This window comes from candidate division KSB1 bacterium, from assembly GCA_034505495.1.
In the GTDB taxonomy this organism is placed as follows: Bacteria; Zhuqueibacterota; Zhuqueibacteria; order Residuimicrobiales; family Krinioviventaceae; genus Fontimicrobium_A.
In genome coordinates this window covers 1,821-11,216 of the sequence record JAPDQV010000066.1, presented here as the reverse complement: position 1 = coordinate 11,216, position 9,396 = coordinate 1,821, and the positions used below count along the sequence as shown (strand labels likewise).

Here is a 9,396-nt window from a genome sequence, read left to right as displayed (position 1 = left end):
CGGTGGTCGCCGTATCATTAAAAATGCCGAAGGTTTCGTCGTCTATATGCCGCAGGTTGATGAGTTTTTCGGCGGCGAGCCGCCTGACGATCGCTGCAAGTTCGTTTGTTCCTTTGATCTTCAGCGTGTCAAAATAAGCCTCGTTCAGCTGGCGCCAGCCGAAATCGAGGAGCAGCCTCTCCAACTGTACGGCTTTGGCGTGAATTTCTTCGGCAATGGCGTGCAGTCCGTCCGGGCCGTGATAAACGGCATACATTCCGGCCATGATCGCCAGGAGCGACTGCGAGGTGCAGATGTTGGAAGTCGCTTTTTCTCGACGGATGTGCTGTTCGCGTGTCTGCAGCGCCATGCGGTAGCCTGGATTGCCGAGACGGTCGACGGAGACGCCGATGATGCGTCCAGGCATTTGACGGATGAACTCTTGGCGAGTGGCCATGTAACCGGCATGGGGGCCGCCGAATCCGAGCGGAATGCCGAAGCGCTGGACGCTGCCGACCACCACGTCGGCGCCGAACTCGCCGGGAGGCGTGAGGAGCGCCAGGCTCAGCAGATCCGCGGCAACGGCTACAAGTGCGCCGTTCTGATGCGCGCGCTCGATAAAGGCGCGATAATCATAGATCGCGCCGTCCTCGGTTGGGAACTGCAGCAGCGCGCCGAACACATCCGGCGTAAAGACAAACTGGTCCGCGTCGCCGACGACCAGTTCGATGCCGAGCGGCTCGCTGCGCGTCTGGAGCACGGCAAGCGTCTGCGGAAAGACCTTGTCCGATACAAAAAACCGATCGGCGTTCGCTTTGACTTTTTCCTTCGAGCGCAGGCGGTGGAGCATGGCCATGGCTTCGGCGGCGGCCGTCGCCTCGTCGAGCAGCGAAGCATTGGCGACCTCCATAGCTGTGAGATCGATGACCATGGTCTGAAAGTTCAACAGCGCCTCCAGTCGGCCTTGCGATATTTCGGATTGATAGGGGGTGTACTGCGTGTACCAGCCTGGATTCTCGAAAATATTGCGCCGAATGACGCTCGGTGTGACGGTGTTGTAATACCCCAGGCCGATGTAGGAACGGGCGACGACATTCCTGCGCGCCAACTCGTCGATATGTTGCAGTACCTCTCGTTCGTCCATCGGCGGAGGCAGATTGAGCGGTTTTTGCAGCCGAATATCGCGGGGGATCGTCTGCTCGATCAGCTCATCAGCAGATGAGACGCCGATTGCTTCCAGCATTTCCGCCTGCTGAGCTTCGCTCGGCCCGATCAGTCGTTTAATAAAGGAGTTATGTGCGTTCATAACCTACCTCATGGAATGGAGTGATGGGAGAATATCGACTTGGATAGTCGTCACTGAAACACCTTTTGGTTCGTTTTCATGCCGCGCAAAAGCGCTCGCCACTGCACTTTGGCGGCGGTATAGCCTAAAATCCGCGGCGTCCGTTCAAGAATTTGCCGTTCGAGCTCGGCAAAAGAGCGTTCTCCGCGAGGAAGCCGTCCTCCGGCATAGGTCTCGTGTCCGCCGGCGTTGGTGCGGTCATCCAGTATTTTTTGTAAAATTCTAAACGCGCGGCCTTCGGGGTGAATGGTGCGCAGGGAAAAATAGACATACCCTTTGTACCCTCCCATGACCAATACCCAGCTGATCCGCTCGTAACGTAAGAAGAAATCGGCCAGCTCGGCGACGATTTCCGGCAAAGGAACGCTTTCCAATCCGACCACCATGATTCTGCGAAAGACGAGAGCCTTTTGCAGGGCGGCCGAAAGGGTCACAAAATAAGAGTAAGGCAGACGAGGATAGGCGATTTCGCCGATTTTCTGCACACTGGAAAGGGGAAAGAGCTTGAGGTACACCTGCCGGTCGCGCGGGTGGGCTTCACGTCGAAGCTCCTGCGTCTCGGTGCGGATCGCATAGATAAGCGCTGTGGCTAAATCGGATCGGATCTCCACACCGGCGGCGAGCAACAGCTCGGCCAAAAGGGTCGCCGTCGCTCCAACCTGACGGCTGTAGATAAGAATGCCGCTTTTAAAGTGACCATCGTGGAGATGGTGATCGAAAATAATGTGGCAGACTTGATCAGCCGGTAAAGGATTATTTCCGCGACCCGGAAGCGTATCGACCAACGCAATGCGGTCGCAGGCTTGAACTTGTTCCGCAACAAACGGTTCGACGGGGATACCGAGCAGCTTGACCATCTTTTCATTTTCGGCGCGGTTGATCATGCCGCCGTAGAAACATCGGCTGCGGACGTTGTAGAGGCTTTCGGTCAGAGTTTGGAGTGCCATGCCGGCTGCCAAGGCATCCGGGTCGGGATTGTTATGCAGGATGATCGCCAGGGTTCGGCTGTTGCGCAGCTGCTCATCGAGCAGCTTGAGGATTCTCTTCAGCGTGCGGGCCGATTGGGCGATCTTGATCATCGGATGTTGGAAAATTGAAGATTATTTCGCAAATTATTCCGGTTCGATTGGGCGAAATGAGAATGACCTGTACCGGACATCCAAACTTAAGACTATTTCCGCTAATCTCCAAGCAAATCATCGGCGAAAATATATTCCATTTTCCCTGCAGGAGAAAGATGTGTCGGCAGCTTTTACGGCAGTAATCTTGACGACGTTTATCGCCCTTTTCCCGATCGTCAATCCCTTCGGCGCCGTGCCCTTTTTTCTTTCCATCTCCGCCAACCTGACGCCCGACCGACGCAGCCGCATTCTGCGCAAAACGACCGTTTATGTTTTTTTCATTCTGGTTGTTTTTCTCTTTGCCGGCAATTTGGTGCTGCGATTCTTCAACATCTCCTTGCCCGCTATCCGCATTGCGGGCGGCCTGCTGCTCTACCGTATCGGACAAAATATGCTCATGGCGCGGCCGAAATTCGAAACCACCAAAGAGGAAGAAGATGAATCGCTGCACAAGCAGGATGTCTCGTTTACGCCGCTGGCCATGCCGATGCTCAGCGGGCCTGGCTCCATTGCCGTGGCTCTTGGACTTTCGGACCAAATTCGCAATTTGAGTGATTATGCCGCCATGACGGTCGCGGTTCTTCTGGTGGCCGGTGCCACCTTTCTCATTTTGCGCGCTTCCACATTTTTACTGCGCCTTCTCGGTTACAACGGCATGAACGTCATGACACGGATGATGGGATTTATTACGCTCTGCATCAGCGTCCAGTTTATCGTCAACGGCACAACGGCGGTTCTGCGAACACTTTAATGCTTTAAGCAGGAGCTGGCCATGCAGGAGTTTATTCTCCAATTCATCGTCATTCCTCTGCTGATCTTTTGCGCGCGTATTACCGACGTTTCGCTCGGCACCCTGCGCATCATTCTTCTCTCGCGCGGTTATCGGGTCTATGTGCCGTTTCTCGGTTTTTTCGAAGTGCTGCTGTGGCTCATCGTCATGACCCATATCGTCAAAACGCTTTCGCATCCGATTTACTACGTGGCTTATGCGGGCGGGTTCGCTGCAGGCAATTGGGTCGGCATGATGATCGAAAACCGGCTGGCAATGGGAATCTCTCTAGTGCGCATTATATTGTCCGAGGACAACGTCGCTTTGGTTCAACGTCTGCGGAGCGAAGGCTATGTGGTGACCGAAGTGACGGGTTACGGCAATCGGGGGCCTGTTCGTATTCTCTTCACCGTCGTCAAGCGCCGCGAACTGGTGCATCTGCTTGCCTTTGTGCGCGAAATGAACCCCGATGCCTTTTACACCATCGAAGACGTCAACTTTGTCAGCCGCGAATACGCTCTCGCCCTGCATTCCCCCAAAAGCCTCTTTGATGAATTTCCTTTTTCGAAGAAAAAATAGCGTATCCGCCATTTAAAGAGAAATCGAGCGGCATAGACTCGACAATAGTCCGCAGCCGCCCGAATAAGCACAGGCGGGAAGGGCATGGATTGTGCTTTTGGGTCGGTTAAAAGCCGGGCGCCGACTCAGAACAGACTGTAGGAAATGCCGAGTCCCATGACCTGCTTGAGCTGGCGCTTTGCTGAAACGTCCCGATCGTAGAGCAGCTTGACGTTGAAATTAAAGGCGATGTATTTGGTAATTTTGGTCGTAAGGTCGCTGTCCCAAATGACATCGATCTTATTAAAGGCCTTTAGGTTGGAAAACAACTCGAGTTTGGACTTGAGCTGCGTCGTTCCGCCCAACTTGTAATTTAAATCGATTACCGATTCTGCACCGACTTCGTTTTTCAGCTTTTCAATCTTTTCGGTCTCCGGTTTGTCGGTGATTGAGGTAAACGTGCGGCTCAGGGTCTGTTTGGCGGCGGCACCAAGGCGGATCTGAAAAAAATCACTCGGCTTGTAGCCCAAACCCATCGCTTCGCGGAAAGTGCCGGGGTCCATAAACTGCGAAATCTTGACCTTTGGCGATTGACTATAGTCGTATCCCGGCGCGAATTGCGTTTCGCCGACAGCCGAAAGGTAGGGGTTGAGCAGCTTACCGACTTTGTAGGTCAGAACGCTTTCAAGCTTGATCTCGTCCACCGATTTTTGCACCGGCTTGTCGCCGCTTTTGAGATTACCGTATTCGAATTTGCCGCTGTTCGCCCAAAGGAACTTTTCGCGGTCGTTGACGAATTTGACCGTGCTGCGAACCTGCCAGGCGCGCGAGTTCTCTCCGCCCTGCTTATAATTGTCAAAGCTCGCCTGCGTTAAATTGAGCGATACGACCGCCTCTTTTTGCCAGCCGTATTTCGGCGCTTCCTGAGCCTCCTGAGCCGAAACGATCGGCAAAATAGAAAAGGCTGCCAAGATCAGCGTGACTTTTCTCATGGGTCCCCTTTCTGTTTTGAGTCAAGTACGATTCCTTAAACTCTCACGGCGGACAAACTATTTCCCATTGAGATGGAAAAAGCGCCGATTTTGCATTCGCCGCGCCGTTTTACGGCTTAGGGAAGGCAATAACTTCCAAAAAAGAGTCTAAATTGAAGCGGTTCAGGATCCCTTTGAGAGCAGTTTTAATGAAAGGGGCGGGATAGCGGGGACTGTAAAATCGGCAGTGAAATCCGGCGCGATTCAGCGCCGAGGCAAGGGTTGCGGCCGTAAAGAACGACCGATGCAGCCGCGGGTGATTTCCTCCCCGCCATCGAAATGCCGGCGGAGCAAGGCGAAATTTGAGATCGTTCAGGTTAGGCACTTCGATGATCAAGATTCCTTGTCTGGGCAACAAATGTCTCAGCGTTTGCAAGGCACGGACCGGCTCGTGAAAGTGCTCGAGGACATGCCATAGAGTGATGACGTCAAAAGCGCCTTCGGCCGATTGTATTTCGATGTTGGCGACGGTTACAGAGAGGCCGAACCGTTCGGCGGCATAGTCGGCGGCGGTCGATGAAATATCAATGCCGTGCGGATGAAATCCAAAACTGCGGGCATGGTGAAGGAAATAGCCGCGGCCGCAGCCGACGTCGAGCAGGCGATCGCCGTGCGCACAGCTTTTGATGAATTCGAGGCGCCGTTGATTGATGCTCCACAGCCATCGCAAGTTTGCATCCGAGCTGTCGCGACGATATTCGCCGCTCGGCGGAGCGGAAAAATAGCGCTCATACTCTTGTTGTTCGTCCGCGAGGTTCGGCGGATTGCCGTGAAAAACAAAACCGCATCTTTTGCAGCGCAGCAGCAGGTGCGCGTCGACCTTCATAAAGAGCTTGTGTTGAGAAGAGCGGCAAAGGGGGCAGGAGCGCATGGGAGGAAAGCCTTTAAGGGGAAAACGGCAGGCCGCCATAGGGCGGCCTGCCGTTACCATTGACTCACCAGAAATAGATGTAGAAAGCGACAATAACGCCGAGAATGATGGCGGTGTGCAGAACATCCCAGCCGTTCCAGCTCGCTCGGGTTTCGGCGCGCTGTTCGGGAGTCGCTGCTGCATAGGTGTATTTGAGCTGCTCAGCTTTCGGTTTGCCTGTCAGCAGACTGACGACGATGGTAATTAGGATGCAGAGCACAAAGAGCCCTTCGACCACATGGAGCCAATTGATGGCCGCAAGCTTGTAGAGCAGCCCGTCCTGCTGCACAAACAGCTGGATGGCCGCCTGTTTGGCGGAAGTAAGCGTCGATACGGCGCCGGAAATATCGCCCGAAGCCGCCAGCTCTTTTGCGTTAGCCAATTGGACTTGCAGCGCCTCTCCGGCCAACCGCGCTCCCTTGCTGACCTGCAGATTAGCCATCGTATTGAGCGCCTCGGCCAACTTGTCGGCGTTCATTTTAGGCAGGTTCTGAATGAGCTTCTCGATGTTGTTGACCAGCGTGACTTTGGCGCCGATAAAGACGTTCAACGCCAGGCGGAACATGCCCAGCAGAAAACCGGTGACCAATCCTGCAAAGCCGCCGGCGGCCGTGGTTCGACGCCAAAAGACGCCCAGGATGAAAGCGGAAGCAATCGCCGGCGCCAGCAGTCCTTGAACATTCTGCAGGTATTCGTACAGCACGCTTCCGATGCCCTTCATGACCGGAATCCACAAAATCCCGAGGACGACGACGGTGGCTGTGGCGATCCTGCCGACGGTGACCAGTTCTTTTTCCGACGACTGCGGCCGCAGCTTTTTATAAAAATCGCCCACAAACAAGGCTGCCGAAGAGTTGAACAGCGACGCCAACGAGCTCATCAGCGCCGCCAGCAGGCCGCAAACCACCACACCCTTGAAACCGATCGGCAACAGCTGAGCGACCAGTGCGGAGAAAGCGTTGTCGGCGCTTTTGACCGTCAGCAGGCCTTTTTGGCTCATGGCGTAGGCGATCATGCCGGGAATCATAAAGATGAAAACCGGCGTCAACTTGAAATAGCCTGCCAGAATGGCGCCGCGCCGTGCTTCCTTTTGATTGCGGCCGGATAGAACACGCTGCACAATGTACTGGTCGGTACACCAATACCAAAAGCCGATAATCGCCGAACCAAAGAGAACGCCGGTCCATGGAAATTCGGGATCGGCTGCCGAGCGGATCAGGTGGATGTTGTCGCCCACCAGGCGATGGACTTCACCCCAACCGCCGACGCGTATCAAACCAACAATAAGGATGACGATCGAGCCGATCAGCAGCACCGGTGTCTGCAGAACCGAAGTGTACATGACCGCCTTCATGCCGCCGGCAACGGTATAGAGACCCGTGATCAACACCAGCCCGATGGCCGAAACCCAAAACATGTCCAAGGAAGCACCGAAAATATTAATTTTTTCAATGCCGAAAACCGTACCGAACACCACACCGCCGGAATAGACGGTAACGGCGACCTTGGTGAGGATATAGCTGATTAGAGAGATAAGCGACAAAAGGGAGCGGGACTCGGCTGAATACCGGCGTTCAAGGAATTCAGGCATGGTAAAGACTTTGATCCGGTCATAAAAGGGAACAAAGACCCAGCCGAGGAGAAGGATGAGCCAGGCGTGCATTTCCCAATGCGCCATGGCCATGCCGCTGACAAAGCCTGCGCCCGCCAATCCGACCAAATGCTCTGAACCGATGTTGGAGGCGAAAATCGAAGAACCGATCGAAATCCAGTTGGCATCTTTGCTGGCGAGGAAATAGTCCTGTGAGGTTTCCTCCTTTTGGCGCACGACCCAATACACGACGGCGGCGAGGCCGAGGCCGAAAGCGGCTAAAATCAGCCAATCGAGCATATGAAACGTTGGTTGCATGCTGTTACCCTTTCCTTTGAAAAGAGACGATTGATAGAAACGCGTTTTGATGAAGGTTTGAATCTTTTGCAAAAACGGATGAAGGGATCATTTTGTTCGGAAAATATAGCGACTCGCAAAATTGGACGCAACTCTTTTTCTTTTCTTTTGTCGTCAAAAATGACTTTGCTTCATGTTTTATTGAAATTTGCTTGACATTCAAGGAAATCTTGCTATTTTATCGACGTTCCTAAATCGATATAGCTGCCGACGTGCAAACATTTCAAAAGCCTTGCTTTCGAAGACCTAACCTTAACCCCATCAATGAGTGGAGGAGATCATGAAGAAATTGACCCCGATTGTTGCGTTGACCTGCGTCTTTATGCTGGCCTGCTGCTTTGTGCTCTTTGGCGCGATTTCTGTCGGGCTTATGAAGAATCTTGGAATGGACGCCAAGCAATGGAGCATGATTCCGGCGATTTTTCTCTATACCGCCTGCCTGGTGCAGTTTTTTATCGGCGCCGTGACCGATAAGGTCGGGCACAAGATCATCGCCCTGTTGGGTTTTATCGTCATCGCTTTGAGCATTTTATTGATTCGTTCTGCGGCTTCGGTTTCGGCGCTGTATGTGTCCGCGGCGCTCCTGGGCATGGGCGCAATGGCCGCCAACACGGTCGGGAACACCATCATACCGCAGGTGCTTTTTGAAGGCAAAGATCCGGCGCGTGCCAGTAATTTCGGCAACGGCTTTTTCGGCCTCGGCCTTTTCGTTGCACCGCTGATCATCAATTTTGCGCCGGACTATAAAGTCGGTTTGATGATTCTCTTTGCCCTGAACCTTCTGTTCCTCATTTTGGCACTGCTTGCCGACTTTCCTCCTGCAGCTTTGGGCTATCGCTTCTCGACAGCGGCCAAAATGCTGACTCAGCCGGCGGTTTTGGTGGCGGCTTTGGCGCTGATGTGCTACATCGGCCTGGAGATGTCGATGAGCAACTGGACGAATCCGCTGATGAACGAGTTGTTTACCAAAGCTCAGGCTGCCGATCCGGCAAAATCCGCCGCCACGGTGCTGTCTGTTTTCGGGCTCTCCATGACCATCGGCCGGTTTATCGCCTCGGCGATTAAGAACTTGACCGCCAAAGGGGTGAAGGTCATTATTACCGTTTCTGCAATTGCCATTGCCGCCCTGCTTGTGCTGCGCTTTGCCCAATCGCCCGCCCTTGCCATCCTGGCGGTGGTGATCGTCGGCTTGTCTTTTGCACCCATTTTCCCCACCGTTGTCGGGGTGACTTTCGGAAAATATGAGTCGAAATACTATGGCTCCATTTTCGGGATCATTTTTGCCGTCGGTCTGTTCGGCGGCGGCCTGGTGCAGAACTTGATCGGCGCCATGGCCGGCGAATCGGTGCAGTCGGCTTTTATCGTTTTGGCGGTCGCGGCAGCGGTTCTGCTCATTATTTCCCTTTTGATGGAAAAAGCGAAAGCAAAGCCGATTGAGTGAGCGGTTCCTTTGCCAAGCCTCTGCAAATTTGCAGAGGCTTTTATGTTATCGGTAATTAATCCAATTTTCCAATTGGGCAGAAAAAGGAAGGGGATTCGCGATGGGTCTTAAACTGCGTTTATTCTTTATGATGTTTCTGCAGTACACGATTTGGGGCGCCTGGTATCCGGCTTACTCTGCCTATCTGCAGACTACTTTGGGTTTCAACGGCACGCAGGTGGGGATCATTTACGGCCTATTGTCCTTGGCGACGATCATCTCGCCGTTTTTCGGCGGTCAACTGGCAGACCGTTA

At 53.7% G+C, this 9,396-nt stretch carries 9 protein-coding genes; 4 read left to right on the top strand and 5 right to left on the bottom strand.

The genetic code is table 11. From position 1 onward, the window contains the following. Positions 1–1,285: aminomethyl-transferring glycine dehydrogenase subunit GcvPA (gene gcvPA / locus ONB24_15045; protein MDZ7317427.1), on the bottom strand; the 1,285-nt coding region annotated here is incomplete at its 3' end. 50 nt (positions 1,286–1,335) lie between these two features. After that, positions 1,336–2,403, bottom strand: a complete 1,068-nt coding sequence (locus ONB24_15040; protein ID MDZ7317426.1) for a DHH family phosphoesterase — start codon at positions 2,401–2,403, stop codon at positions 1,336–1,338. Positions 2,404–2,563: 160 nt separating this feature from the next. Here ONB24_15040 and ONB24_15035 point away from each other — a divergent pair, with 160 nt between their 5' ends. Both ONB24_15035 and ONB24_15030 read left to right on the top strand, forming a co-directional pair. After that, positions 2,564–3,196 carry a MarC family NAAT transporter gene (locus tag ONB24_15035; GenBank protein ID MDZ7317425.1) on the top strand — a complete coding sequence of 211 codons (633 nt, stop codon included), beginning with the start codon at positions 2,564–2,566 and terminating at the stop codon, positions 3,194–3,196. 21 nt (positions 3,197–3,217) lie between these two features. Beyond that, positions 3,218–3,793 (top strand): DUF2179 domain-containing protein, encoded by a 576-nt coding sequence (locus ONB24_15030; protein ID MDZ7317424.1) that lies wholly within the window; start codon positions 3,218–3,220, stop codon positions 3,791–3,793. 125 nt (positions 3,794–3,918) lie between these two features. Here the strand turns inward: ONB24_15030 and ONB24_15025 are convergent, their stop codons facing one another. The 3 genes from ONB24_15025 to ONB24_15015 form a co-directional block, all read right to left on the bottom strand. Then, positions 3,919–4,764, bottom strand: coding sequence for a DUF3078 domain-containing protein (locus ONB24_15025; protein MDZ7317423.1), 846 nt, complete (start codon positions 4,762–4,764; stop codon positions 3,919–3,921). Positions 4,765–4,873: 109 nt separating this feature from the next. Further along, positions 4,874–5,734: a class I SAM-dependent methyltransferase gene (locus ONB24_15020; protein ID MDZ7317422.1), complete on the bottom strand. Its 861-nt coding sequence runs from the start codon at positions 5,732–5,734 to the stop codon at positions 4,874–4,876. A gap of 4 nt (positions 5,735–5,738) precedes the next feature. Next, entirely contained in the window at positions 5,739–7,622 is a 1,884-nt protein-coding gene (locus ONB24_15015; GenBank protein ID MDZ7317421.1) for a sodium:solute symporter, read from the bottom strand. 319 nt (positions 7,623–7,941) lie between these two features. On the opposite strand from ONB24_15015, the gene ONB24_15010 reads away from it, so the two are divergent. Together ONB24_15010 and ONB24_15005 are read left to right on the top strand one after the other, a co-directional pair. Further along, positions 7,942–9,102, top strand: coding sequence for an MFS transporter (locus ONB24_15010; protein MDZ7317420.1), 1,161 nt, complete (start codon positions 7,942–7,944; stop codon positions 9,100–9,102). 100 nt (positions 9,103–9,202) lie between these two features. Further along, positions 9,203–9,396, top strand: a 194-nt coding sequence (locus tag ONB24_15005; GenBank protein MDZ7317419.1) for an MFS transporter, incomplete at its 3' end; no start/stop codon positions are given.